General features: G+C 73.8%; 25 protein-coding genes. 17 read left to right on the top strand and 8 right to left on the bottom strand.

Features of this window, described 5'->3' with window-relative positions:
* Nucleotides 1–122 precede the first annotated feature (122 nt).
* From QP090_RS08050 to QP090_RS08040, 3 genes are all read left to right on the top strand, one after another.
* Nucleotides 123–1,055: a MerR family transcriptional regulator gene (locus QP090_RS08050; protein ID WP_285937890.1), complete on the top strand. Its 933-nt coding sequence runs from the start codon at nt 123–125 to the stop codon at nt 1,053–1,055.
* Nucleotides 1,056–1,205: 150 nt separating this feature from the next.
* A complete protein-coding gene (locus tag QP090_RS08045) occupies nt 1,206–1,742 on the top strand; it encodes an RNA polymerase sigma factor (RefSeq protein WP_285937889.1) in 537 nt (178 codons plus the stop codon).
* A 73-nt stretch (nt 1,743–1,815) separates the two neighbouring features.
* The gene (locus QP090_RS08040; RefSeq protein WP_285937888.1) at nt 1,816–2,799 is read left to right on the top strand and encodes a YbgA family protein; all 984 of its coding nucleotides are present in this window, start codon (nt 1,816–1,818) and stop codon (nt 2,797–2,799) included.
* Nucleotides 2,800–2,824: 25 nt separating this feature from the next.
* On the opposite strand, the gene QP090_RS08035 is transcribed toward QP090_RS08040, so the two are convergent.
* Entirely contained in the window at nt 2,825–3,610 is a 786-nt protein-coding gene (locus QP090_RS08035; protein WP_285938605.1) for an enoyl-CoA hydratase-related protein, read from the bottom strand.
* A 399-nt stretch (nt 3,611–4,009) separates the two neighbouring features.
* Here QP090_RS08035 and QP090_RS08030 point away from each other — a divergent pair, with 399 nt between their 5' ends.
* Nucleotides 4,010–4,177: a DUF3117 domain-containing protein gene (locus QP090_RS08030; RefSeq protein WP_075022250.1), complete on the top strand. Its 168-nt coding sequence runs from the start codon at nt 4,010–4,012 to the stop codon at nt 4,175–4,177.
* Nucleotides 4,178–4,284: 107 nt separating this feature from the next.
* Nucleotides 4,285–5,805: a leucyl aminopeptidase family protein gene (locus tag QP090_RS08025; protein WP_285937887.1), complete on the top strand. Its 1,521-nt coding sequence runs from the start codon at nt 4,285–4,287 to the stop codon at nt 5,803–5,805.
* A gap of 103 nt (nt 5,806–5,908) precedes the next feature.
* On the opposite strand, the gene QP090_RS08020 is transcribed toward QP090_RS08025, so the two are convergent.
* Nucleotides 5,909–6,706, bottom strand: a complete 798-nt coding sequence (locus tag QP090_RS08020) for a hypothetical protein (protein ID WP_285937886.1) — start codon at nt 6,704–6,706, stop codon at nt 5,909–5,911.
* 7 nt (nt 6,707–6,713) lie between these two features.
* A complete protein-coding gene (locus QP090_RS08015; protein ID WP_285937885.1) occupies nt 6,714–7,316 on the bottom strand; it encodes an O-methyltransferase in 603 nt (200 codons plus the stop codon).
* Between the two features lie 256 nt (nt 7,317–7,572).
* Here QP090_RS08015 and sigE point away from each other — a divergent pair, with 256 nt between their 5' ends.
* The 5 genes from sigE (at nt 7,573) to QP090_RS07990 (ending at nt 12,693) form a co-directional block, all read left to right on the top strand.
* Nucleotides 7,573–8,343: an RNA polymerase sigma factor SigE gene (gene sigE / locus QP090_RS08010; protein WP_285937884.1), complete on the top strand. Its 771-nt coding sequence runs from the start codon at nt 7,573–7,575 to the stop codon at nt 8,341–8,343.
* A gap of 55 nt (nt 8,344–8,398) precedes the next feature.
* Nucleotides 8,399–9,052: an anti-sigma factor family protein gene (locus QP090_RS08005; RefSeq protein WP_285937883.1), complete on the top strand. Its 654-nt coding sequence runs from the start codon at nt 8,399–8,401 to the stop codon at nt 9,050–9,052.
* Nucleotides 9,049–10,203 (top strand): MucB/RseB C-terminal domain-containing protein, encoded by a 1,155-nt coding sequence (locus QP090_RS08000; protein ID WP_285937882.1) that lies wholly within the window; start codon nt 9,049–9,051, stop codon nt 10,201–10,203. The genes QP090_RS08005 and QP090_RS08000 overlap by 4 nt, the downstream gene beginning before the upstream one ends.
* 79 nt (nt 10,204–10,282) lie before the next feature.
* A complete protein-coding gene (locus QP090_RS07995) occupies nt 10,283–12,244 on the top strand; it encodes a trypsin-like peptidase domain-containing protein (protein ID WP_285937881.1) in 1,962 nt (653 codons plus the stop codon).
* Between the two features lie 98 nt (nt 12,245–12,342).
* Nucleotides 12,343–12,693 (top strand): sec-independent translocase, encoded by a 351-nt coding sequence (locus tag QP090_RS07990; RefSeq protein WP_285937880.1) that lies wholly within the window; start codon nt 12,343–12,345, stop codon nt 12,691–12,693.
* Nucleotides 12,694–12,936: 243 nt separating this feature from the next.
* Here QP090_RS07990 and QP090_RS07985 read toward each other — a convergent pair whose 3' ends face one another.
* On the bottom strand, nt 12,937–14,076 hold the full coding sequence (locus QP090_RS07985; protein WP_285937879.1) for an Mrp/NBP35 family ATP-binding protein: 1,140 nt from the start codon (nt 14,074–14,076) through the stop codon (nt 12,937–12,939).
* A gap of 176 nt (nt 14,077–14,252) precedes the next feature.
* Here QP090_RS07985 and QP090_RS07980 point away from each other — a divergent pair, with 176 nt between their 5' ends.
* A complete protein-coding gene (locus QP090_RS07980) occupies nt 14,253–14,789 on the top strand; it encodes a MarR family winged helix-turn-helix transcriptional regulator (RefSeq protein WP_285937878.1) in 537 nt (178 codons plus the stop codon).
* A gap of 7 nt (nt 14,790–14,796) precedes the next feature.
* Here the strand turns inward: QP090_RS07980 and QP090_RS07975 are convergent, their stop codons facing one another.
* On the bottom strand, nt 14,797–15,285 hold the full coding sequence (locus tag QP090_RS07975; RefSeq protein ID WP_285937876.1) for a DUF1003 domain-containing protein: 489 nt from the start codon (nt 15,283–15,285) through the stop codon (nt 14,797–14,799).
* Complete coding sequence (locus QP090_RS07970) at nt 15,282–16,613, bottom strand: magnesium transporter MgtE N-terminal domain-containing protein (RefSeq protein WP_285937875.1); 1,332 nt, start codon at nt 16,611–16,613, stop codon at nt 15,282–15,284. The genes QP090_RS07975 and QP090_RS07970 overlap by 4 nt, the downstream gene beginning before the upstream one ends.
* Before the next feature lie 230 nt (nt 16,614–16,843).
* Here QP090_RS07970 and QP090_RS07965 point away from each other — a divergent pair, with 230 nt between their 5' ends.
* Nucleotides 16,844–17,743: an RNA polymerase sigma-70 factor gene (locus tag QP090_RS07965; RefSeq protein ID WP_285937874.1), complete on the top strand. Its 900-nt coding sequence runs from the start codon at nt 16,844–16,846 to the stop codon at nt 17,741–17,743.
* A 78-nt stretch (nt 17,744–17,821) separates the two neighbouring features.
* Here the strand turns inward: QP090_RS07965 and QP090_RS07960 are convergent, their stop codons facing one another.
* Nucleotides 17,822–18,331, bottom strand: coding sequence for a hypothetical protein (locus QP090_RS07960; RefSeq protein WP_285937873.1), 510 nt, complete (start codon nt 18,329–18,331; stop codon nt 17,822–17,824).
* 61 nt (nt 18,332–18,392) lie between these two features.
* On the opposite strand from QP090_RS07960, the gene QP090_RS07955 reads away from it, so the two are divergent.
* Both QP090_RS07955 and QP090_RS07950 read left to right on the top strand, forming a co-directional pair.
* Nucleotides 18,393–19,334 (top strand): HpcH/HpaI aldolase/citrate lyase family protein, encoded by a 942-nt coding sequence (locus QP090_RS07955; protein WP_285937872.1) that lies wholly within the window; start codon nt 18,393–18,395, stop codon nt 19,332–19,334.
* A 427-nt stretch (nt 19,335–19,761) separates the two neighbouring features.
* Nucleotides 19,762–20,889, top strand: a complete 1,128-nt coding sequence (locus tag QP090_RS07950; RefSeq protein ID WP_285937871.1) for a CPBP family intramembrane glutamic endopeptidase — start codon at nt 19,762–19,764, stop codon at nt 20,887–20,889.
* Between the two features lie 16 nt (nt 20,890–20,905).
* Here the strand turns inward: QP090_RS07950 and QP090_RS07945 are convergent, their stop codons facing one another.
* Complete coding sequence (locus QP090_RS07945; protein ID WP_285937870.1) at nt 20,906–21,301, bottom strand: NUDIX hydrolase; 396 nt, start codon at nt 21,299–21,301, stop codon at nt 20,906–20,908.
* Between the two features lie 79 nt (nt 21,302–21,380).
* On the opposite strand from QP090_RS07945, the gene QP090_RS07940 reads away from it, so the two are divergent.
* The 3 genes from QP090_RS07940 (at nt 21,381) to QP090_RS07930 (ending at nt 23,726) form a co-directional block, all read left to right on the top strand.
* The gene (locus QP090_RS07940; protein ID WP_285937869.1) at nt 21,381–22,031 is read left to right on the top strand and encodes a DUF6758 family protein; all 651 of its coding nucleotides are present in this window, start codon (nt 21,381–21,383) and stop codon (nt 22,029–22,031) included.
* A gap of 42 nt (nt 22,032–22,073) precedes the next feature.
* The gene (locus QP090_RS07935; protein WP_285937868.1) at nt 22,074–22,925 is read left to right on the top strand and encodes a PHP domain-containing protein; all 852 of its coding nucleotides are present in this window, start codon (nt 22,074–22,076) and stop codon (nt 22,923–22,925) included.
* A gap of 90 nt (nt 22,926–23,015) precedes the next feature.
* Nucleotides 23,016–23,726, top strand: a complete 711-nt coding sequence (locus QP090_RS07930) for an MBL fold metallo-hydrolase (RefSeq protein ID WP_285937867.1) — start codon at nt 23,016–23,018, stop codon at nt 23,724–23,726.
* The last annotated feature ends 3 nt before the right edge of the window (nt 23,727–23,729 follow it).

Raw genomic sequence — 23,729 nt, 5'->3', positions numbered from 1 at the left:
CGTCGCCGATCGCCGTCGAATTCCCTGATGGAGCCCTAGGAGTACTCGGTCGTCGCGCGAGTGCGTTGCCGGGCCGGGCTCTGGCACGAGCCCTAGTCTGTGCACTCGATCGGAGGTGGGCGGTGGCCGGTGTCGGGCTGAGCGTGGGCGCGGTCGCGCGCCGCCTCGGTGTGCCGCCGTCCACCCTGCGCACCTGGGGCCGCCGGTACGGGATCGGGCCCAGCCGGCACAGCGCGGGCGGCCACCGCCGCTACGACGACGCCGACGTGGCCCGGCTGGAGCTGATGAACCGGCTCATCCTGGACGGCGTCCCTCCCGAGGAGGCGGCCCGCTCGGCCCTCGCCACCGAAACCGGCACCCTGCCGCCCGCGATCCCGTCTTTGGCGGGTTCGGCGAAGGGCAGGGGCGGGCACCGGCTGACCGTGCCGGACGCGACCCCCGCCACGCGCGCGCTCGCGCGTGCGGCGCTGGCCATGGACACGCCGACGATGCGCGACCTGATAGGCGGGGCGCTGCGCCGCGACGGCGCCGAACGTGCCTGGCAGGAGTTGCTGGCCCCGGTCCTCATCGGCATCGGGGACAGGCACGCGGCCACCGGCGCCATCATCGAGGTCGAGCACGTGTTGTCCGGCTGCATCCGGGACGCCCTCGCCGCCGAGGCCGCCGCACAGGCCGCGGAGACACCGCCCCTCACCGCGCGTCCCGTCCTGCTCGCCTGCGCCCCCGAGGAACAGCACAGCCTTCCGCTGTACGCGCTCGGCGCCGCCCTGGCGGGGGAGCGGATCTCCGTGCGCGTCCTCGGGGCCCGTGTCCCCGCACGCGCGCTGGGCGAGTCGATGCGGCGCCTCGGGCCCGCCGCGGTGTTCGTCTGGTCGCAGACGTCCTGGACCGGTGATCCCGCGCCGCTGGCGGAGCTGCCCGGGAGCCGTCCGCCCGCGCGCCTGATCATCGGCGGCCCCGGCTGGGAGGACGGCCGCCTCCCCGCGTCCGCGCACCGCGTCGGGTCCCTGCCCGCCGCCCTCGCCGAGGTCCGCGCCGCCCTCGGCCGCGCCTGACCTCGCCCTTCCCGCGCGTCCTCGCCCTTCCCGCGCGTCCCCGCGCTCCCGCTCGCTTCCTTGTCCGCTTTTTTGCCCTGCCTCGGTTGTGGATGCCGAGCATTCCGACTATGAACAGATTTTGAAGAGGTTTCGTCTCGGGGGAGCGTCATGAATCTGAGACCGACCGCACCAGCCGTACCGGCCGCGGCTATTGCGGCGCGCCTAGCTCAGGACGACGAGAGCGCGCTGGCCGACTGCCACACCGCGCTCGGCCCCGCCCTGCGCCGCTACCTGCGCCGCCTCGTGCCCGACGACCTGGTCGACGATGTCGTCCAGGCCGTCCTGGTCGAGCTGTGGCGCTGCCGCCACCGGTTCGACCAGGCCCGGAGCTTCGAGGCGTGGACGTTCACCATCGCCCGCCGCCGGGCCATCGACCAGCTCCGCACCCGCCCCCCGGCGGCCCTGCCGCTCACGCAGGCGGCCGAACGCCCCGGACCCGACACCGCGGACCGGGTCGCCGCCCAGCAGGACGTGAGACGCGCTCTGGGCGCCTTGCCCGCCCTCCAGCGTGAAGCGATCGAGCTGGCCTACTTCGGCGACCTGACCCAGCGGGAGATCTCCGCCCGGACCGGCGCCCCGCTCGGCACCGTCAAGGCCCGCACGGCCCGCGGCCTGCACCGGCTCGAAGCCCTGCTGAGCCCGTGAGCCCAGCCGTGAACACCAGCCCCGGAAACCAGCCCAGCCCGCGCTCCTGACAGCGAGGAGGAGAGCCCAGAGCATGAACACGACGACCAAGCCCGGACCCAAGCCGACGGCGATCCCCAGGCAGCAGAACGTCCGGCCGCGCGTGGCGGTATCGAGCTGCCTGCTGGGAGAGCCCGTCCGCTACAACGGCGGGCACAGCCGCAGCAGGTTCCTCACCGACACCCTCGCCGCCCACGTCGACTGGGTGCCCGTATGCCCGGAGATGGAGATCGGCCTCGGCGCGCCCCGTCCCACCCTCCGCCTGGTGACCGACGGCGGCGTCGAGCGCCTCACCACCAAGGACGGCGGCGACGACCACACCGCCGCCATGCTCGCGTTCGCCGAACAGCGCGTCGCCGAGCTGCCCGACCTGGACGGCTGGGTGCTGAAGTCCCGCTCACCGAGCTGCGGACCGCGCGGCGTGTCCCGCTTCAGGAAGGGCCAGCCGACCGACAGGCGCGGCACAGGGATGTTCGCCGGGCGGCTGATGGACGTCCGGCCCGAGCTTCCGGTCGAGGAGGAGGGGCGGCTCAACGACGCTCTCCTCCGCGACCACTTCGTCGAGCGGATCTTCGCGTACGCGCGTCTGCGGGCCCTGTTCACGGGGGCCTGGATGCCCCGTGACCTGGTGGCGTTCCATTCGGCGCACAAGCTCCAGTTCCTGGCGCACGACCCGGCCCGCTACCGGACGGCCGGACGCGTCGTCGCCGAAGCGGGAAACCGCCCCGCAGCCGAGCTTCAGGACGAGTACACCGAGCTGTTCGCCGCCGCGTTCGCCATACGGCCCAGCCGGGGCCGCCACGTCAACGCCATGCTGCATGTCTTCAGTCCGATGACCGACCGCCTCGACACCGCCCGGCGCCGCGACATCGCCGGGGTCATCGACGCCTACGGGCGCGGCGACGCGCCGCTCGCGGTCCCCATGGCGCTGCTGCGGCACCACGCCAAGGGCGAGGACATCGGCTATCTCCAGGCTCAGACCTACTTCGAGCCGTTCCCCCCGGAACTGTCCCGCTGACAGCCGGCCCCCGCCCTATGAGCGGTTAGCGGCCCTCGAAGGCGGGCTGCCGCTTCTTCAGGAACGACTCGGTCGCGTTGTGGTGGTCGGCCGTCTTCTCGCACAGGTCCTGGAGCTCGGCCTCCTTCTCCAGGGACGAGGCCAGATCGTGCGAGGCGGCGTGGTCGAGCGACGCCTTGACCGCCCCGTACGAGACGGTCGGGCCCGCTGCCAGCCGCCGCGCCAGCTCCACCGCGACGGGCGCCAGCTCGTCAACGGGGACGACCCGGTTCACCAGGCGCAGCTCCAGCGCCTCGGGCGCCCTCACCGGCTCGCCGAGGAGCAGCAGCTCGGCGGCCTTGGCGCGGCCGACCAGCCGCTGCAACGTCCACGACATGCCGCTGTCGGGGGCGAGGCCGATCCCCGTGAACGCGGTGGCGAAGACCGCCTTCTCCGAGGCGACGATCAGGTCGCAGGCGAACGCCAGGGACGCCCCGGCGCCCGCCGCCACGCCGTTGACCGCCGCCACCACCGGCTTGGCCATCTCGGTGATGGCCAGCACGATCGGGTTGTAATGCCGGCGGACGGTGTCGTCCAGGCCCTTGCCCGAGGCGAGGTTGTCGGCGTGCTCGCGCAGGTCCTGCCCGGCGCAGAAGGCCCGCCCGGCGCCGGTGAGGATCACCGCCCGCGCCGTCGCGTCCCCGGCCGCCCGGTCGATCGCCGCCCGCAACCCGTCCTTCATCTCGCCCGTCAGGGAGTTCATCCCCTCGGGGCGATTGAGAGTGATCGTCGCCACACCCTGGGTCACGTCGTACCGCACGGTCTCAGTCATCATCGTCCTCACGATCAGCAGGTGGATCTCCCAGGCAACCATCGACGAACCGGGAGGCCGCGGGCAAGAGCCGCGCCGTCCCGGCGTCGAAGAACCGGGCCGCTCGCGTGACCGCGCGCGTACCGCCCGAGCCGCCGCGCCGAGGGCGGCGAGCAGCCGCACCAGCGCCGCCACCACCGCCCTGCCGCCCCGCTCACGGCGGTGGTCGCCGCACAGATCGAACAGCGCCGGACGAGCGTTTATGAGTGCGGTCTCCCGATCTGGAGGCTGATCGTTACCACTTCGCGCCCGGAAGACGAGATAATGAACCACTACCGATGACGCGGATGCGACAGGCGGCCACGCGGCCACAGGTGCCCGGAGGCCCCACGCGGCCCTAGGCAGGAAGGGGATGCACGCATGGCGGCGATGAAGCCGCGGACGGGAGACGGTCCGCTCGAAGTGACCAAGGAGGGACGCGGAATTGTCATGCGCGTCCCGCTTGAAGGCGGCGGTCGCCTCGTGGTCGAGCTCTCCGCCGACGAGGCCAAGGAGCTCGGCGAGGCCCTGAAGGAAGTCGTGGGCTGACGGCCAGGCCGCCCCCGAGACGCGGCGACGGTCCCGGCGCTGCCGCCGGGACCCTTGTCGTTTCCGCTCCCAGCACTTCCCGCACACCAGACAGGGGAACCAGCACCATGCCCATCCAGACCCGGGTCCGCAGTGCCGGCGGCAGCGTGTCGCAGGTGGCGACCGACCTCGGCGCCGAGGTCGTGGCGGTGCCCGTGCGGTCCGGCCCGGTGGCGCCCGCGGCGGAGATCGCCGGGGCCCTGCCGTTCACCCTGGACGAGCTGCTGACGCTCAACCGGGCCAAGGGCGAGCCGGGCGAGATCGTCTCCAGCCCGGTGCGGGTGGGCGACCGCGTGCGCGAACTCCTGCTCTACGGTGTCGGCGAGGCGACCCCGGCCGACCTGCGCAAGGCCGGGGCCGCGCTGGCCCGGCGGGGCAAGGGCCGGTCCGGGCTGGTCGCGGGCGTCCCCGCGGGCGACCTGGCCGCGTTCGTCGAGGGCGCGCTCCTCGCGTCCTACCAGTTCAAGATCGGCGCGGCCCCGGCCAAGCCCGCCCTGGACGTCCTCACGGTGCTCACCGAGGCGGGCCCCGAGTCCGACGCCGGGGCCGTCCGGCGCGGGACGGTCCGCGCGCAGGCCACCGCCCTCGCCCGCGACCTGGCCAACACCCCGGCCGGCGAGAAGGGCCCGTCCTGGCTCGCCGACCGGGCCGCGGGCCTCGCGGACGGGGCGGGCCTCACCGTCCGCGTCCGCGGCGAGGAGGAGCTGGCCGACGGCGGCTTCGGCGGCCTGCTGGCCGTCGGCGCGGGCTCGTCCCGCCCGCCCCGCCTGATCGAGCTGTCCTACGAGCCGTCCGGCGGCGGCTCCGGCCGGCACGTGGTGCTGGTGGGCAAGGGCATCACCTTCGACAGCGGCGGCCTGTCGCTGAAGCCCAACGAGGGCATGAAGACGATGAAGACCGACATGGCCGGCGGGGGCGTGGTCATCGCGGTCATGAGCGCGCTGCGCGAGCTCGGCGTGCGCGACCGGGTCACCGGGCTGGTCGCCGCCGCCGAGAACATGCCGTCCGGCTCGTCGATGCGGCCCGGCGACGTGATCACCCACTTCGGCGGCACCACCTCCGAGGTGCTCAACACCGACGCCGAGGGCCGGCTGGTCCTGGCCGACGCGCTCGCCTACGCCGACGCCGAGCTCGACCCCGACGTGGTCGTCGACGTGGCCACCCTCACCGGCGCCGCCAAGGTCGCGCTCGGCCTGCGGTACGGCGCGCTGTTCGCCAACGACGACGCCCTGTCGGGCGCGCTGTCCGGCGCCGGCGCCGAGGCCGGCGAGCCGCTGTGGCGGCTGCCGCTGGTCGAGGAGTACCGCGCCGCGATCGACTCCGACGTCGCCGACGTCAACAACATCGGCCGGGGCGGCTACGGCGGCGGGTCCATCACGGCGGCGCTGTTCCTGCGCGAGTTCGTCGGCGACCGCGCCTGGGCCCACCTCGACATCGCCGGGCCGGGCCGGTCCACCTCCGACGACGCCGAGATCACCCGCGGCGCCACCGGCTTCGGCGCCCGGCTGCTGCTGAGCTGGCTCGCCGACGCCGACGCCGACGCCGACGCCGACTCCGACGCCGACTCCGCAGGCGGCGGCACCGCCTAGATCGACCGGCCGGTTCGTCCGGCCGTCCGTCCGAGCAGGTCACCGCACCCCGTCCGCCCCCGGTCGATCTTCGCCACGACGCTGCCGGCCTGAGGTGCGGTGATCACCTGGTGCGGCGGTCGACGACCGGCACGGCGTTGCGCCGCCGCACCTGCTTGACGATCTGCGGGAGCGTGGCGTCCCAGCCCGGCTCCACCGCGAAGCACCAGCCGGTCGCCGCGGCGGTCGCCGGGACGTCCCGCAGGGTCAGCGCGACGAGCTGGGGCCGCTCGGCGGTGCGCGCCATCGCGGCCAGCTCGGCGGTCGGCAGGAACACCAGGAAGTCCTGCTCGCCGCCGCGGGCGCCGGCCACCCCGCGGCGCAGTGCGGTCAGCGCCGTCAGCCGCTCCCAGGGCAGCGTGCGGTCGGTTCGCCGGGGCAGCGGCCAGCGCGCCGGACGGCGCACCCCGCCGTCGGTCAGCTCCAGTACCGGGCGGCGGGCGAGCATCGCCCCGATGGAGACCATCATCCCCGCCCCGAATAGGGCGATGCCCGCCATGCCGAGCACCACGAACACCACGCTGCCCGCGCCCTCGCGGCGCATCAGCCCGCTCGCGACGAAGCCCGCCGACGCCAGGAAGAGGATCACGAACGCGGTCAGCTGCCAGAAGCCCCGCCACGTGGGCCGCGTCCGCACCGCGAACACCCCTGCGGGGGCCTCGCCGCCCGCATCCGCGACGCCGTCCGCGTCGGCCACGCCGTCGCCGTCCGCGTCGGCTTCGCCATTGCCGTCCGCGGCGGAGGTGGCGGCGACGCTGTCCGTGCCGGGGGCGTCCTCAGAGGCGGCGGCGTCCGGGTCAGGGGTGGAGGTGGCGTCGTCGGCGTCGGGGGCTGTGGGGGGCTGCGGGCCGGTATCGGTCATCGGCGCGTCAGTCGCGCTTGACCGCGCACAGGAGCCCGTCGCCGACGGGGATCAGCAGGGGGACCAGCCGCTCGTCCTCGCGGATCATGCGGCCCACCTCACGGACCGCCTCGGTGTCGGGGTCGCGGCGGTCGGGGTCGGCGACGCGGTGGTGCCAGAGCGCGTTGTCGAAGGCGACCACCCCGCCGGGGCGCAGCAGCCGCAGCGCCGCGGTCAGGTATTCGGGGTACTCCTGCTCGACCGCGTCGCAGAAGACCATGTCGTAGGCGCCGTCGGTGAGCCGCGGCAGCACCTCCAGCGCCCGGCCGATGATCATCCGGGTCCGGGACGCGCCGAGGCCGGCCTCGGCGTAGGCGTGCTTGGCCAGTCGCTGGTGCTCGGGCTCGACGTCGACACTGGTGAGCACCGCGTCCTTGGCCATGCCGCGGAGCAGGCAGATGCCGGACACGCCGCAGCCGGACCCGACCTCCACGACCGTCCGGGCCCCGATCAGGGTGGCCAGGAAGCGCAGTGCCGCACCGCCCGCGGGGCCGATCGGGGTCGCGCCGACCTCTTCCCCGTGGCGCCGCGCGTTCAGTAGTGGCTCGTCTTCGGGGAGGAAATCCTCCACGTAGGCCAGGGTGGCCTGAATGGCGTCGATGGCTGCCTCCTCGCGGGACCCCCGCCTGGCTCATGCTGGAAAGACCATATCGCTGGTCGGGAACCAACCGGCGTTTCAGCGCGTTCTAACCGACGATGGCGCCCACCTTTACCGGTGGGCGTGATCTTAACGAAGTGACCTCGGTCCAGAACCGCCCCAGCCCAGGCGAGACCGTGCCGTTCCAAGGCGACAGCCTTTGGCGACCAGAGAGGAACAACCCGGCACCATGGGAGTCGCAGCACTGAGTTTCAAGGGCGCTGTGGGGGTCGGCCCCAGGCAGGGGTTCGGTAACGCAGCGGCGTCGCGCACCCGCGAGAACGTCCCGGAGGCCGAGTGGGCGCCTCCGTCCTGGGACGAGGTCGTGCGCGAGCATTCGGCCCGCGTCTACCGGCTGGCCTACCGGCTGACCGGCAACCAGCACGACGCCGAGGACCTCACCCAGGAGGTCTTCGTCCGCGTGTTCCGCTCGCTGTCGAACTACACGCCGGGCACGTTCGAGGGCTGGCTGCACCGGATCACCACGAACCTGTTCCTCGACATGGCGCGGCGCCGCCAGCGCATCCGCTTCGAGGGACTGGCCGACGACGCCGCCGAGCGCCTCCAGGGCCGCGAGCCCACCCCGGCGCAGGCGTTCGACGACCGCAACTTCGATGCCGACGTCCAGAACGCGCTCGACGCCCTGGCCCCCGAGTACCGGGCGGCCGTGGTGCTGTGCGATATCGAGGGGCTCTCCTACGAGGAGATCTCCGCGACGCTGGGCGTCAAGCTCGGAACCGTGCGCAGCCGCATCCACCGGGGAAGGGCCCAGCTGCGCGCCGCATTGGAGCACCGGGCGCCGCAGCGGAGGCGTCCGGGAACCCGGAACGAGTACCAGGCCGCCGCTGCCGCCGCCGCGCAGTCGGCCGCCGAGACCGGCGAGGGGGAGCGCGGCGCGCATGCCGCCGCGTTCGCCGTGCCCGGTCCGCCGCGGCGGCATCCGCAGCCCGAGGGTGCGTAAACGACCCGGGCGCCGACGCGCCCGCGCGTGACCGAACGATCGATAAGGGAGCCGCGTGAGTTGTCTGGGGGAGCGTCTGACCGCTCTGGTCGACGGTGAGCTGGGGCATGAGGAGCGCGATCGCGCGCTCGCCCACCTCGCGGCCTGCGCGCGATGCCGGACGGAGGCCGACGAGCTGCGCCGGCTCAAGAGCCGGCTGCGGAGCCTCTCCGACCTGCCGCCGTCCGACGGCGCCGACGCTCTCCCGTCCGCCGACTTCCTGACCCGGCTGCGGTCGCTGGGGGAGGCCGCCGAGCCCGAGGAGACCACCCAGCCGACCAGGCCCCTGCGCTCGGCGAACCGTCCGGCGCGACCCGCCGCGGCGCGACCGGCTGCGGCGCGGCCCGCTGCGGTGCGACCGGCGGCCACGCGGCCGACGCCCGCGGCCCGTCCGCGCGACAACCGCCCGGCGGCCAGGCCCGCCGCGGCCGTGGGCCAGGCCAGGCGGCAGCCGCGGCGCCGCTACCTCGCCGTGGGCGCCGCCACCCTGTTCCTCGGCCTGGGCACCGTCTCGTACGTCGCGGGCGGCGGCCAGGAGGCGCCCACCGTCACCCCGGCCTTCGACCGGTTCGCGGTCGAGCACGCCCTCACCTCGGGCGACTCCCCGCTCACCGATCCCCTCACCGACCCCGGAGAGCAGATCCCCGTCCAGGCCCCGCCGGAGCCGTGACCGGGACGAACGCGACCGTCCGGGGAGGCCGCCCGCCGCGTGGCCGGAGCCGGTGGTCCGGTGTCCTGGTCGGCGGTCTCACCGCGGCGCTCGCGATCGCCGCGGCGCTGGCCGGCGACACCGGAACGGTCCGGCGCGTGCGCAGCGACCCCGAGGCGGTGCGGCTGCTGAGGGCCGCGACCGGCGCGGCGCAGCGCGTCCCGTACGAGGGACGGCGCTTCCTCACCACCTGGAGCAGCCGCCGCACGTCCACCTCGACGGTGCGGGTCACCCACACTCCCGGCGACGGCACGTACTACCAGAGCGACTCCGACGGCCGCGCCTACCAGCCGGACGCCGCGGCGTTCTGGGGCGGGTCGTACGGGTTCACGTCCGAGACCCTCACGCTGCTGACGCGCAATTACACGGTCGTCCGGGCGCCCGACGCGGCCGTCTGCGGCAGGCCCGCCCAGGTGGTCGAGGCGCGCCGTCCGGACGGCAGCCCGGCGGGCCGGTTCTGGCTCGACACCGAGACGGGCCTGATGCTGCACCGCGAGCTGATCGACGCCGCCGGGCACCGGGTCGCCGCCACCGGCTTCACCGAGGTGAACCTGGCCGCTGAGCGGGGCGGACGGGGCACGCTGCGCGCCGGCCGCTCCCCCACCAAGGCGCCCGCCCGCACCCCCGTGGACGCGCCCGCCAAGGGGATCGCCGACGGCGCGGTCCCGGCGACCCTCTGGGCGGACCGGCTGGACGGCGCCGAGCTGGCTGAGCTGCGCGACAACGGCTGGCCGGTACCGCGCAGCCTTCCGGGACGGCTCAAGCTCTACGATGCGCGGCGCCCGCAGTCGGGCGGCGATGTCGTCCACCTCAGCTATTCGGACGGGCTGGCGGCGGTGTCGGTCTTCGTCCAGCACGGCAATCTCGACGACCGGCGCTTCGGGGACTGGCAGAAGACCGGTAAGCGGGACCGTACGGTGTTCCGCCGAGAGGCGCTTCAGCGATGGGCGGTTTCTGCGGGAAACGGGTATGTCTATACGGTGCTGACCGACGCGCCGCAAAGTACCGCCGACGCGGTGGCCCGCACCTTGCCGCGCGACGGGACGCCCTTCTGGCGGCGGTTGGGCAGAGGCTTTCGGCGCGTGGGATCCTGGATTAATCCCTTCGGCTGAGGGGTCTTATGCTCGCCACATGCCCGGCTAGGCACGATGAGCGCGGATGATAGAGAACCATGCTCGGTAGGAGATGGGGATGACGGAAGAGAACCGCGGGCCGGCCAAGGCGTCGTCGGAGGACGACGACATCGTCCCCGGTTTCGGGGCCGAGCGGCAGGGCACGGCCGGCTCGCCGGAGACCACCGCTCCCCCGGAGACGGTGGCCGACCGGGAGATGCCCGAGCCGGAGGAGGCGACTCCTCTCGGCCAGGAACCCCCCAGCCGGGAAGGCGGGGGACAGCAGTACGCACAAGAGGGCGAGGACCGGGGGCAGCACCGTCAGGAGCCCTACGGTGCGGAGCCCGGTAGCGGGGAGCCCTACGGCGCGAAGCCCTACGCCGCGGAGTCGTACGGTGCGGAGCCCCGCGGCGCGGAGTCCTATGGCGCGGAGCCGTACGGGGCGAAGCCCTATGGCGCCGAGGGTCCCGGGAGCAGCGACCGGCTGGTGGCCGGCGGGTTCGCCCCGCCGGACGGCCCGACCCGGGACGAGATCCCGCAGGACACGCCCGCCGCGGGCGGCCCCGGCATGGGGCGGCCCGGTGAGGGCCCGCTCGGCATGACCGCCCAGGAGATGCCCCAGCAGCCGGTGGCGCTGGACAAGTACGGCCCCGAGGGACCCGAGCAGCGGCAGCGGCCCGGTTTCGTCCCTCACCACCAGGACCCGAGGGCGCAGCAGGGCTCCCCGTACGGGTGGCCCCCGCAGCAGTCCCAGCAGCCGCCCCCGCCGGGCGGCAGGCCGATGGGACCCCCGCCGATGGGCGGCGGGCCGATGGGACCGCCCCCGCCGGGCGGGCCCCGGCCGATGGGCCCTCCCGCCGGGTACGGCCCGCCTCCGGGCGGGGGGCCCAACTGGGCTCCCGTGCCCGCGCTGCCGTCCGCCTCGCGCGGCGGTCCGGGGCTGGGCGTGCTGGCCGTGGTGGCGCTGATCGTCGCGCTGGTCGCCGGCGGTGTCGGCGCCGGCGTCGGGGTGATGGCCACCGGTGACGACGACGGCGGCGGCGTGAGCCTCGGCGGCAGCGACTCCGGCACGGGGCCGGCGGTCAAGAACCGCCCGCCGGACTCGGTCGCGGGCGTGGCGCAGAAGGTGCTGCCCAGCGTGGTGATGATCCAGGTGGAGTCCTCGAACGGGCAGGGCACCGGGGGCACCGGCTTCATCGTCAACGGCGGCTACGTGGTCACCAACAACCACGTGGCGGCGGGCGCGGCGGCGGGCGGCAAGATCCAGCTGATCTTCAACGACAAGCAGAAGCTGCCCGCCACCGTCAAGGGCCGCGACCCGAGCTCGGACGTCGCGGTGCTCAAGCCCGAGGGCACGCACTCGCTGCCCCCGCTGGAGGTCGGCAACTCCGACGCGCTCGCGGTCGGCGACCCGGTGATCGCGATCGGCTCGCCGCTCGGGCTCCAGGGCTCGGTCACCACCGGCATCGTCAGCTCGCTCAACCGCCCGGTGCCCACCAAGGGCGAGAACGGCGGCGACTCCTCGGTGCTCAACGCGATCCAGACGGACGCGGCGATCAACCCGGGCAACTCCGGCGGCCCGCTGGTCGACGGCAAGGGCCGGGTCATCGGGATCAACACCGCGATCGCCACGCTCGGCGGCCAGTCGCTCGGCGGCGAGCAGCAGAGCGGCAGCATCGGGCTCGGCTTCGCCATCCCGATCAACCAGGCCAAGCGGGTCGCCGAGGAGATCATCCGGACCGGCAGCGCCAGGCGCGCCCAGCTCGGCATCGGCATGGACCAGCGCTACCAGGGCCCCGGCGTGAAGATCGCCGACCGGGCGATGGAGGGCGTCCAGCCACTGGTCAAGGGCGGCCCGGCCGAGCAGGCGGGGCTCAAGCCCGGCGACGTGATCACCAAGCTGGGCGGCAAGCCGATCGAGGACCCCTCCGACCTGTCGGCCCAGATCAGCAGCCGGGCCCCGGGCCAGAAGGTCCAGCTCACCTATCAGCGGGCCGGGAAGGAGACCACCGTCGAGATCACACTCGGCACGGCCAACTGATGTTCATGTCCGGTTGATCCGGGCTGCGGATACGCTTGGGGGGACCGGAACCGCGCACGCGGGTCCGGTCCCCTGATGCTTGGCGGTGGGAGGACGGGTTGTTCGACGTCGGACTGGGCGAGATGGTGGTACTCGTCGTGCTCGCCCTGGTCATCTTCGGTGACAAGCTGCCCCAGGTCGCTGGCCAGGTGGGCCGGACGCTGCGCCAGCTCCGCGAGATGGCCAACAATGCCAAGAGCGACCTGCAAGAGGGCCTCGGCCCGGAGTTCAAGGACTTCGACGTCGCCGATCTCAACCCCAAGACGTTCGTCCGCAAGCACCTGTTCGAGGACCCGGACGACGGGGGCCTGGTCAGCAACGGCAAGCTGTTCGACGACGAGCCGTCCTACATGACGGCCGGCGGGCTCGACTACGGGGAACGCCCCCCCTTCGACAACGAGGCCACCTGACCGTCCCCCCGCAGGTTCCCCCGCCCCCCCGGACTCCCCAGACCTCTTCGCCCTGGCCCAGAGGTCGCCTGAGCGGCCCGGACGTCAACGGACAACGACGACGGCCCCGTCCCGGACACTGCGTCCGTGGCGGGGCCGTCATCGTGTCAGAGGCCCGATGAGCGCCTCAGAGGCCGGTCTCGTCCAGCCTGGGGTGAACTGACCCGGTGCGTCCCGGTTTGATCCGTCCCGGCCGGGACGGGGTCAGCGGCCCTTGGGGGAGATGCCGAGCGACATGCCCGCCAGCCCGCGCGAGCGGCCCGCCAGCCTGTCGGCGATGGTGCGCAGCTCCTTGGCGGCGCCGGCGTCGGGGTCGGACAGCACCAGCGGGGTGCCGTTGTCGCCGCCCTCGCGCAGCCGCGTGTCGATCTGCACCTGGCCGAGGAGCGGGACGCGGGTGCCGAGGGTCTGGGTGAGGGCGTCGGCCACGGACTGGCCGCCGCCCGAGCCGAAGATGTCCTGCCGCTCGCCGCAGTGCGCGCAGGTGAGGTAGGACATGTTCTCGATCACGCCGACCACCTGCTGGTGCGTCTGCGCGGCGATCGCGCCGGCCCGCTCGGCGACCTCGGCCGCCGCCTGCTGCGGGGTGGTGACGACCAGGATCTCGGCGGACGGCAGCAGCTGCGCCACCGAGATCGCGATGTCGCCCGTGCCCGGGGGCAGGTCCATCAGCAGGATGTCCAGATCGCCCCAGTAGACGTCGGCGAGGAACTGCTGGAGCGCCCGGTGCAGCATCGGCCCGCGCCACACCACCGGCTGGTTGCCGGCGGTGAACATGCCCACCGAGATGACCTTCACGTCGTGCGCCGACGGCGGCATGATCATGTCGGCGACCTTGGTCGGCGCCTGCTCCACGCCCAGCATCCGCGGCACCGAGTGGCCGTAGATGTCGGCGTCGACCACGCCGACCTTGCGGCCCTGCGCGGCCAGCGCCGCGGCCAGGTTGACGGTGACCGAGGACTTGCCGACCCCGCCCTTGCCGCTGGCGACCGCGTAGACCTTGGTCAGCGAGTTGGGCTTGGCGAACGGGATCTCCTTGGCGGGCTCGCCGCCGCGGAGCTTGGTCTGAAGGTCCTTGCGCTGCTCCTCGCTCATCACGTCCAGCTCGACCCGGACCGATGAGACGCCGTCGAGCCTGGCCACGGCCTCGGTGACGTTCCTGGTGATGGTGTCCTTCATCGGGCACCCCGCCACGGTCAGGAAGATGCCGACACTGACCGCGCCGTCCGGCGCGATGTCGATGCTCTTGACCATGTCGAGCTCGGTGATGGGCTTGCGGATCTCAGGATCGTTCACGGTGGCGAGCGCCGCGGTCACCTGCTCGGTCGTCAGCTGGGAGGACATGTCCCCATGGTATGAACTCCGCGGCGATGCCCGTTAACCAGGGGCCCGCGGGCCCCTTCCGGCCGCCGGACGGCAGGTCAGGGCGCCGCCGCCGCGCCCTCCGGGATCTCACCGCGAGGTGGCGACACTGTGGCGTCACCATCGCGCGGTGCGGGCGCTGCCCGTACGATCGGTCCGTGACAACGCAGCCCAGCGCCATCTCGGCCGCGGAACTGACCGTATGGCGCACGATGCTCCGCGCCCAGGTTCAGATCTCCCGCCGGTTGCAGGCCGACCTGCTGGCCGACCACGACCTCGCGCTCGGCTCGTACGACGTGCTCATGCACCTCGGCGAGACGCCCGGCGGCCGGCTGCGGATGAACGACCTGGCCGACCGGGTGCTGCTGTCCCGCAGCGGGCTGACCCGCCTGGTCGACCGGTTGCAGCGGGAGGGGCTGGTCGTCCGCCAGTCCTGTGCGAGCGACGCGCGCGGGCTCTACGCCGTGCTCACCCCCGCCGGCCGCGCCCGCCTGGACGCCGCCACCCCCACCTACCAGCAGGGCGTGCGGGAGTACGTGCTGAGCCGGCTCGACGACGAGGACCTGCGCCAGTTCGGCCACATCCTCGACAAGCTCGCCGACGAGCCCGGCCGTCCCGTATCCGCCCGCGCCGAGGAGCCCGCCCGCGCCGAGCCCGCCCGCGCCGGGGAGCCCGCCAGGACCGTCCCCGCCTGATCTCGGGCTACGACAGGGTGGGGTGCTGGTCCTTGCCGTCCAGCTCCCTGACCAGCTGCTGGAGCTCCGAGCGGAGGAAGTCGCGGGTCGCCACCTCGTTGAGCGCGATGCGGAGCCCGGCGATCTCGCGGGTGAGGTACTCGGTGTCGGCGATCGTGCGGTCGTTGCGGCCCCGGTCCTGCTCGTACTGGACGCGGTCGCGGTCGTCCTGCCGGTTCTGCGCGAGCAGGATCAGCGGCGCCGCGTACGACGCCTGGAGCGACAGCATCAGCGTCAGGAAGATGAACGGGTAGGGGTCGAACCGCCATCCGGGCGGCGCCAGCGCGTTCCAGAGCAGCCACACCGCCACGAAGACCGTCATGTAGACCAGGAACCGGGCGGTGCCGAGGAACCGGGCGATCCGCTCGGAGAGCCGGCCGAACGACTCGGGGTCGTAGTGCGGACGGGGCAGCACCGTGCGGCGCATCTCGCGCGGCTGGTCCAGGCGTGTGGTCATGTCGTCCCCCTGGGGCCGCGGAGGGCCTCCTCCTCGGGATCGGCGCCGCCGAGCCCGCTCCCGGCCGAGTCCCCGGCCGTCGCCGCCTCCATCACCGTCTCCCGCCAGTCCTCGGGCAGCAGGTGGTCGAGGACGTCGTCGATGGTCACCGACCCGAGGAGGTGGCCGTTCTCGTCCACCACCGCCCCCGCGACCAGGTTGTAGGTGGCCAGGAACGTCGCCACCTCGCCGAGCGACATGGTCGGGCGGAGCGGGTCGAGCGCGGTGTCGACGATGCCGCTGACCAGGGTCGGCGGGGGCTCGCGCAGCAGCCGCTGGAAGTGCACGGTGCCGAGGAAGCGGCCGGTCGGGGTGGCGGTGGGCGGCCGGCAGACGTACACCTGCGCGGCGAGCGCCGGGTTCAGGTCGGGGTTGCGGATCTGCGCGAGCGCCTCGGCGACGGTGGCGTCGGGCGGCACCACGACCGGTTCGGTGGTCATCAGGCCGCCCGCCGAGTGGTCGGCGTAGGTCAGCAGCCGCCGGACCGGGGCCGCCTCCTGCGGTTCCATCAGGGTCAGCAGCCGCTCGCGCTGCTCGGTCGGCAGCTCGCCGAGCAGGTCGGCGGCGTCGTCGGGGTCCATCGCCTCCAGCACGTCGGCGGCGCGGTCGGACTCCAGCTTGCCGAGGATCTCGATCTGGTCGTCCTCGGGCAGCTCCTCCAGGACGTCGGCGAGCCGCTCGTCGTCCAGCGCGACGGCGACCTCGGTGCGCCGCTTCTCGGGCAGGTCGTGCACGAAGTTGGCCAGGTCGGCGGGCTTCATCCGCTCGGTCGCGGCGATCAGCACCGCCGCGCCCTGGCCGTGCTCGACGGCGGAGAAGCCCTCCACCGACTCCCAGTCGACGACGAACGTCGGGCCGCGGCGGCGCAGCCCCCGGCCGCCCTGCCGCCGCACCGCGATCTTGGTGGCCAGCCAGTCCCGGGTCCGGGTCGGCTCCATCGCCACGTCCACCACCGAGACGGGCTCGCCGGTCTCGCGGAGCCGCACGGTGCGGTCCAGCAGCTCGGCGATCATCAGCGTCTCGGAGGCGCGGCGGTGGAACCGGCGGACGTTGAGCCGGCCGTCGAACACGATCGCGTCGGCCTCGATCACGGTGACCCGGGTGATCGGCAGGAACACCGGCCGCCGCGGCGCCACCTCGACCACCAGGCCGAGCACCCGGGGCGGACGGGAGCCGAGCCGCAGCGCGACGACGATGTCGCGGACCCGCCCCACCTGGTCGCCGGCCGGGTCGAACACGGCGATCCCGGCGAGCCGGGCGACGAACACCCGCGTCGGAGCTCCGCTCATGGGAGGGAGGTTACCCGCGATCATGCAGCTCATCCGGGTCGTGCCGGGCTGGAGTCGGCCGTGGCTGGGTGCGGGGTGCGGGGTGCGGGGGGCCGCGGGCGGATGTCATACGGCGGGGGCGTGGCGCAGGCCGCGGGGGCGCGTGTCACATTCGGGGCGGCCGTACCGTCCCAGAGGCGACGGGCAGGCCCGCGAGGAGACGGAGGAGCGCCATGAGAAGCTCTGGCCGCATGAGCGAAGAGTTGGCTGAGGTGTTCGGCGAGTACCGCAACCTGCTGTTCGCGGTGGCATACCGCATGCTCGGAACGGCCGCCGACGCCGAGGACGCGGTCCAGGACACCTGGATCCGCTGGGCGGGGGTGGACCGGTCGGGCGTCGCCGACCCCAAGGCGTACCTGGTGCGGATCACCACCAACGTCGCGCTCGACCGGCTCCGTTCGGCCCAGGTGCGGCGCGAGGCCTACGTCGGGCCGTGGCTGCCCGAGCCCATGCTCACCTCCCCGGACGCCGCCGAGGGCACCGAGCTGTCGGAGTCGGTGTCGATGGCGATGCTGGTGGTGCTGGAGACGCTGAGTCCGCTGGAACGCGCGGTCTTCGTGCTGAAGGAGGTCTTCGGCTTCCCCTACGCCGAGATCGCCCGTTCGCTGGACCACTCCGAGCCGTCGGTGCGGCAGGTCGGCACCCGGGCGCGCAAGCACGTGGAGGCGCGCCGCCCCCGGTTCGAGACCGGCGGCGCGCAGCGGCGCGCGGTGACCGAGCGGTTCCTCGACGCGGCGCTCGGCGGCGACATCAACCGGCTCATGGAGGTCCTCGCCCCGGACGTCACCCTCTGGACCGACGGCGGCGGCAAGGTCAAGGCGGCGCGGCGGACGATCCATGGCGCGACGAAGGTCGGCCGGTTCCTCGCCGCCGTCGTCGGCCATCCCTACGGCGGGGTCCTTCCGAAGGACATGCGGGTGCGCCGGATCGAGGCCAACGGCGAGCCGTCGATGGTCATCGAGGGTCCGGGCGGCCCTCTCACCACGATCACCTGCGACGTCGACGACGCCGGCCTGGTCCGGGCCGTCCACATCGTCGCCAACCCGGACAAGCTGCGCGCCATCGCCGAGGGCCGCGAACTCCCGATGTAGTCACACTCGATCCGGACGAGCGTGCGGACGAGCGGGCGGACGGGCGGCGGGATCGGGGGAGAGGGTGGGGCCGGGCGGTCAGCGATCGACCTTGCGGCCCTTGGCGCCGCGCAGGCGCGGAGGCGTCCCGGCGGTGGTGGCGGGCGTCGGGACGGGACGGACCGTCGCGTAGCCGCCCTCGCCCGCCGCCTCGCCCGCCGCCTCGTGCGGGGTGAGCTCGATGATGTACGACTCGTCCGCCCAGCGTTCGAGCTGCCCCTCGTGGCCGGAGGCGTTCAGGCGGTCCTTGGCCAGCAGCGGGGCGACGGTGTTCCACGTGTCGCCGCCGGGCTCCACCTGCGCACACGTCGCGACGAACGACAGGAGCCGTCCGCCCTTGTCCTTGCTGCGCAGGATGACCGTCACCCGCTCGGCGTCCGGCAGGCCGGGGAGGGGCTGCTCGCCCTCACCGCCGGTCAGCACGTACGCGGCACCGTCGTGCCACAGGTGCCAGGCCGCCCGGGGCTGCGGCAGGCCGGGCAGGTCAAGCCACAGCAGCCCGGACTTCTTCGCCGCCTCTTCCACCAGCGCCGCGTTCAGCTCGCCCATGCCCGCAGCGTCTCACGCCCCGGCCCGGAACAGGGCGCGGACGGTCGGTAGCATCCGGCCCATGCGATCGCGACGCACCACCCTGGCCGTCCCCGGCAGCAATCCCCGCTTCATCGAGAAGGCCCAGGGACTCCCCGCCGACGAGATCTTCCTCGACCTGGAGGACGCGGTCGCGCCCGCCGCCAAGGAGGACGCCCGCAAGAACGTTGTCGCGGCGCTCAACGAGGGCGACTGGTCGGGGAAGGTGCGCGTCGTCCGGATCAACGACCTGGACACCCACTGGGCCTACCGGGACGTGATCGAGGTGGTGGAGGGCGCGGGCGCGAACCTCGACGCGGTCATGCTCCCGAAGACGCAGGACGCCTCCCACGTCCAGTGGCTCGACCGGCTGCTCACCCAGATCGAGCGGGCCATGGGGTACGAGCCGGGCCGGATCGGCATCGAGGCGCAGATCGAGGACGCGCGGGGCATGGTCGCCATCGACGCGATCGCCGCCGCGTCGCCCCGGCTGGAGACCCTGGTCTTCGGGCCCGGCGACTTCATGGCCTCGATCAACATGAAGACGCTGGTGGTGGGGGAGCAGCCGCCCGGCTACACCGAGGGCGACGCCTACCACTACATCCTGATGCGGATCCTCATGGCCGCCCGCGCCCGCGACCTCCAGGCGATCGACGGGCCCTACTTCAACGTCCGCGACGTGGACGCCTTCACCCGGGTCGCCGAGCGGTCGGCGGCGCTCGGGTTCGACGGCAAGTGGGTGCTGCACCCGTCCCAGGTCGAGGCGGGCAACCGGGTGTTCTCCCCGACGCAGGACGACTACGACCACGCCGAGCTGATCCTGGACGCCTACGACCACGCCACGAGGGTCGAGCGGCGCGGCGCGGCCATGCTGGGCGACGAGATGATCGACGAGGCGTCCCGCAAGATGGCGCTGGTCGTCTCCGCCAAGGGCCGGGCCGCCGGACTCGCCCGCACCAAGACCTTCGAACCCCCGCCCGCCTAAGGGCACGTACGCTCTCCCCCAGAGTGCTGAGCTTCTGGACAGGGGGTCATAGGTGTCGGAACCGGTGGACGACAACGGCTGGGCGCCACCCGATCGTGTCGCACCCGATCCGGGACCACCGCCCGGTGCCGCCACGCCGGAGGACGATCCGGCGCAGCCGTACGGGCAGTCCCACGGTCAGCCGAGCGGGCAGTCCCACGGCCAGTGGCAGTACGCGTACCCGTCGCAACAACCACACCCCCCACATCAGCAGCCGTACGGACAGTACGGGTCGTCTCAGCCGTACGGAGAGCCCCAGCCGTACGGGCCGTCCCAGCCGTACGGGCAGTACGCGCCCTCTCAGCCCTACGGGCAGTACGGGCCGCCGCCGGGGCGGGTGAGGCGGCCGTGGGTGGTGCCGATGCCTCCGGGCAGCCCGTACCACCGCATGGCCCGGACGGAAGTGCACCGCTGGTGGCGTCCGCTCGTCGGCAGCCTGGCGGTCGTGGTGGTCGGCTTCGCGGCGATCATCATGCTGATGGTCGTCCTGCTGGTGGCGGTCGCCGTGGTGACCGGGCGGGCGCCGGTGTCCGGCTCCGACGACGCGCTGTTCACGGACCCGACCGCCGACCTCGCCTTCAACCTCGCCTCCCTCGCGGTGTTCCTGCCGGTGGTGCTGGGCGCCGCCTGGCTGGTGCAGCGGCGCTCGCCCGGCACGCTGTCCTCGGTGGCCGGACGGCTGCGGCTGCGCTGGATGCTGGTGTGCTGCGGCGTGGCGATCGGGTTCTGCGCGGTGTCGTTCGGGGCGTCCTGGCTGGCGGGCACCCTGATGAACGACACCTCGGGGGCGGATGAGCACTGGGTCGGCTGGGGCGACTTCGCCGGCCCGGCCCTGGTGATCATCCTGCTGGTGCCGTTCCAGTCGGCCGCCGAGGAGTACGTCTTCCGCGGCTGGATCATCCAGGCGCTCGGCGCGTGCACGCTGGAGACCCGCAGGGGCAAGGTCGCACGCGCGTTCGGCGTGGTGTTCCGGACCCCCTGGCCCGGCATCGTCGTCGGCGCCGCCCTCTTCACGTCGGGGCACGGCTACACCGGCTGGGGGATGCTCGACATCTTCTTCTTCGGGGCGCTGTCCGGCTGGCTGGCGGTCCGGAGCGGCGGCCTTGAGGCGTCCATCGCCCTGCACGTCTTCAACAACCTGATGGCGTTCCTGCTCCCGGCGGCCGTCGGGACGCTCGACATCGAGCAGGGCGGGGTGCCCTGGCAGTACGTCCTCGCCGATGTCCTACCGATGCTGCTGTACGCGGCCGTCATCGTCTGGCTGATGCGGCGGATGCGGATCCGGACCGTCACCGAGGGCCACGTACCGGCGACGGCGGCCCTGGTGGACGCCCCCGCGGGCGTCCCCGGGGACGCCTCGGCCGACACCCCACCCGCCCCATACGACCACGCCGGCCCCGGCGCCCCGTACGCCCCGTACGCCCCGTACAGTCCGTACAGTTCGTACGCCTCCGATGCGCCGAGCCTCCCGGACACCCCGACCGGTTCCAACGGCGCGTTGAACGGCGACCGCTGAGCGGGGCCGCCGGGCCTTAGGTGAGCAGGCCCCAGGCGGTCAGGGCTTCGAGGAGGCCGGGCGCGGTGGGCAGGGCCCTCAGCTCGGCGGACGTGACCCAGCGGGCGTCCGCGGCGTCGTCGCCCGCGCGCAGCGCGCCGCCGACCGCCGTCGCCGTGTAGTCGTGGATCACGTAGGTGACGCCGCCGGGGCCGGGCCGGTCGACCGTCCCGGCAAGGTCACCGACAGTGACGTCCAGGCCGGTCTCCTCCAGCAGCTCGCGGACGACGGCGGCGGCGTCGCCCTCGCCCGGCTCGACCCGGCCGCCGGGGATCGACCACAGCCCCTCGCCGGGCGGGTGCCCGCGCTTGACCAGCAGCCACCGACCGGCCTCGTCGCGGACGATCCCGCCGACGCACCGCACTCGTATCATCCTATTTCGCCCCTCCAGCCGCTGATATTCGTCCCGGAGAACTTGACGTGACGGGATCCGCCGCGCACTGTTGGTAATCATGAGGGCGGAGCCCACATGCCCGCGCTGCGCGGGTCCGCTGCACGAGCCGAGTCTCTGGTCGAGCGACTGGCAGTGCCCGGTGCACGGCACCGTACTGCCGAGACAGCCGTCCGGGCGGCCCGGCGCCGAGAGCCTCGCGGCCGTGCTGGACGACACCAGGGTCCCGGTCTGGACGCCCTGGCCGCTGCCGCTCGGCTGGCTGGTCACCGGGTTCGCCACCGCCGGCGACGAGCACACCGGGGCGAGGGCGTGCGCGGTCGCCCTGTCCGGGCCCGCGACGGTCAGCGGTCCCGCCGACCTGGTGCTGATCGCCGAGCAGCCCGGCGCCGGTCTCGGCTCCCACTACGCCGGCCTCGACGAGCCCGACCCCGGCGTGGGCTTCGACGCCGACCCGCCGCACGTCAAGCTGGACGTCAGCGGCCCGTCGGCGACATGCGGGCACACCGTGCCGATGTGGTCGGTGCCCACCCGGCCCGACCGCGCCGTTTACGTCGGCGAGGCCATGGGCGACTGGCTCTGGGCGGTGCTGTGGCCCGCGGAGGCCGGGGCGCTGATGCTGGCCCGTCCCAGCCTGCTCGATCTGCGCGAGCCCGGGATGAAACCCGACCTCCCCTACGGCGCGCTCAGCCCCCGTCTCAATGGTGGTTGAGCGCAGGCCCCGCCGTCGCGCGCGGGCTGTTACAAAAGGGGCATGCGCATCGACCTGCACGCCCACAGCGACGTGTCGGACGGCACCCGTCCGCCTGCCGAGGTCGTTCGCCGCGCCAAGGCCGCCGGGCTGGACGTCCTCGCGCTCACCGACCATGACACCGTCGCGGGCTGGGGCGCCGCCGCGGCGGCCCTCCCGTCCGGGCTGACCCTGGCCCCGGGTGTCGAGCTGTCCTGCGAGCAGGACGGCGAGAGCCTGCACATGCTCGGCTACCTCTTCGACCCGGACGAGCCGGTGCTGGCCGCCGAGCTCGCCCGCATTCGCGACGGCCGGGTGGACCGGGCGCGGCTCATGGTGGACCGGCTCCGGGAACTCGGCGTGGACGTCACCTGGGACGGGGTGCGGTCGCTCGCGCGCGGCGAGGCGGTCGGGCGCCCGCACATCGCCCGCGCCATGGTCGAGGCGGGCGCGGTCCGGACCGTCGACGCGGCGTTCACCAAGGAGTGGATCGCGTCCGGCGGTCGGGCCCACGCCGGCCGCTACGCGCCGGACCCGGTCCGGGCCGTGCGGCTGGTCCGCGCGGCGGGCGGCGCCTGCGTGCTGGCGCACCCGCGGGCGCGGCGCCGCGGCCACCTCGTCCCGGACGAGGTCATCGAGCGGCTGGCCGCCGCCGGGCTCACCGGCGTCGAGGTCGACCATCCCGACCACGCCCCGGACGACCGGGCCCGCCTCGCCGCACTGGCGGACCGGCTCGGCCTGGTCCGGACCGGCTCCAGCGACGATCACGGCGAGCCGACCGGCGACCGGCTCGGCGCCGAGACCACCGCCCCGGCGGCCTACGCGGCGCTGCGCGCCGCCGCGACGGGCGCCGTCCCGGTCACCGGCGGGGCCTGACGGCGCCCCGGCCAGGGGTGATCCCGGCCGGGCCGGACGGGTTCGGGGCGTGCCCCCGGGGGCTTGCGGAAGCACGGTAGGGTGCGGGGCGTGGACGCGCGCATCGAACAGGTCGTGACGTCGGGGAAGCTCACCCTGGACGACACCGAGTACGACGTCGAGAACAACACCTTCATCGTCGGCGACGATGACGAGGTGATCGTGATCGACCCGGCGTACGACGCCGAGGCCATCCTCGAGAAGGTCGGTGAGCGCGAGGTCATGGCCGTGCTCCTCACCGACGGCAACGAGCACCACCTCGCCGTGGCGCTCGAGGTGGCCGCCGCCGGCGAGGAGGACGAGGACGACTGGGCCCCCATCGCGCTGCACCGCGCCGACCGGCTGCTGTGGCGCGACTACTTCGGCCGCCTCGCCAAGGAGGAGGACGACGAGGACGACGCCAAGGCGCTGCGCTCCCTCGAGCCCGACATCTGGCTGGAGGACGGCGGGGTCTTCGAGATCGCCGACGTCGCCCTGGAGGTCATGCACACCCCCGGGCACACCCCGGGCAGCATGTGCGTGATCAGCGAGCAGCTCGGCGTGCTGTTCGCCGGCGACACCCTGCACCGCGGCCGGCCCGGCTCGATCGGCGGTGCCTACGACGACCTGCGCAAGCAGCTCAACTCCATCGGGGCGATGCTGACCCCGCTGCCCAAGGACCTGCGGGTCCTGCCCGGGCAGGGCGAGGAGACCACGGTCGGCGAAGAGGACGCCCGCTGGGAGACCTGGGGCGCCCTCGCCCGCGAGGGCGACGACGACTGACCC

This window comes from Actinomadura xylanilytica (genome assembly GCF_030283145.1).
In the GTDB taxonomy this organism is placed as follows: domain Bacteria; phylum Actinomycetota; class Actinomycetes; order Streptosporangiales; family Streptosporangiaceae; genus Spirillospora; species Spirillospora xylanilytica.
This window is presented reverse-complemented; position numbering and strand designations above follow the sequence as displayed.

Excerpts from the sequence above, each read along its gene's own strand:
- QP090_RS07975 (WP_285937876.1), bottom strand. The coding sequence starts at position 15,285 with ATGACCACACGCCTGGACCAGCCGCGCGAGATGCGCCGCACGGTGCTG.
- QP090_RS07945 (WP_285937870.1), bottom strand. The coding sequence starts at position 21,301 with ATGATACGAGTGCGGTGCGTCGGCGGGATCGTCCGCGACGAGGCCGGT.
- QP090_RS08035 (WP_285938605.1), bottom strand. The coding sequence starts at position 3,610 with ATGACTGAGACCGTGCGGTACGACGTGACCCAGGGTGTGGCGACGATC.
- QP090_RS08020 (WP_285937886.1), bottom strand. The coding sequence starts at position 6,706 with ATGACCGATACCGGCCCGCAGCCCCCCACAGCCCCCGACGCCGACGAC.
- QP090_RS07965 (WP_285937874.1), top strand. The coding sequence starts at position 16,844 with ATGAGCGAAGAGTTGGCTGAGGTGTTCGGCGAGTACCGCAACCTGCTG.
- QP090_RS07985 (WP_285937879.1), bottom strand. The coding sequence starts at position 14,076 with ATGTCCTCCCAGCTGACGACCGAGCAGGTGACCGCGGCGCTCGCCACC.
- QP090_RS07935 (WP_285937868.1), top strand. The coding sequence starts at position 22,074 with ATGCGCATCGACCTGCACGCCCACAGCGACGTGTCGGACGGCACCCGT.
- sigE (WP_285937884.1), top strand. The coding sequence starts at position 7,573 with ATGGGAGTCGCAGCACTGAGTTTCAAGGGCGCTGTGGGGGTCGGCCCC.
- QP090_RS08030 (WP_075022250.1), top strand. The coding sequence starts at position 4,010 with ATGGCGGCGATGAAGCCGCGGACGGGAGACGGTCCGCTCGAAGTGACC.
- QP090_RS08040 (WP_285937888.1), top strand. The coding sequence starts at position 1,816 with ATGAACACGACGACCAAGCCCGGACCCAAGCCGACGGCGATCCCCAGG.
- QP090_RS07955 (WP_285937872.1), top strand. The coding sequence starts at position 18,393 with ATGCGATCGCGACGCACCACCCTGGCCGTCCCCGGCAGCAATCCCCGC.
- QP090_RS07970 (WP_285937875.1), bottom strand. The coding sequence starts at position 16,613 with ATGAGCGGAGCTCCGACGCGGGTGTTCGTCGCCCGGCTCGCCGGGATC.
- QP090_RS08025 (WP_285937887.1), top strand. The coding sequence starts at position 4,285 with ATGCCCATCCAGACCCGGGTCCGCAGTGCCGGCGGCAGCGTGTCGCAG.
- QP090_RS07960 (WP_285937873.1), bottom strand. The coding sequence starts at position 18,331 with ATGGGCGAGCTGAACGCGGCGCTGGTGGAAGAGGCGGCGAAGAAGTCC.
- QP090_RS07940 (WP_285937869.1), top strand. The coding sequence starts at position 21,381 with ATGAGGGCGGAGCCCACATGCCCGCGCTGCGCGGGTCCGCTGCACGAG.
- QP090_RS08045 (WP_285937889.1), top strand. The coding sequence starts at position 1,206 with ATGAATCTGAGACCGACCGCACCAGCCGTACCGGCCGCGGCTATTGCG.
- QP090_RS07950 (WP_285937871.1), top strand. The coding sequence starts at position 19,762 with ATGGCCCGGACGGAAGTGCACCGCTGGTGGCGTCCGCTCGTCGGCAGC.
- QP090_RS07995 (WP_285937881.1), top strand. The coding sequence starts at position 10,283 with ATGACGGAAGAGAACCGCGGGCCGGCCAAGGCGTCGTCGGAGGACGAC.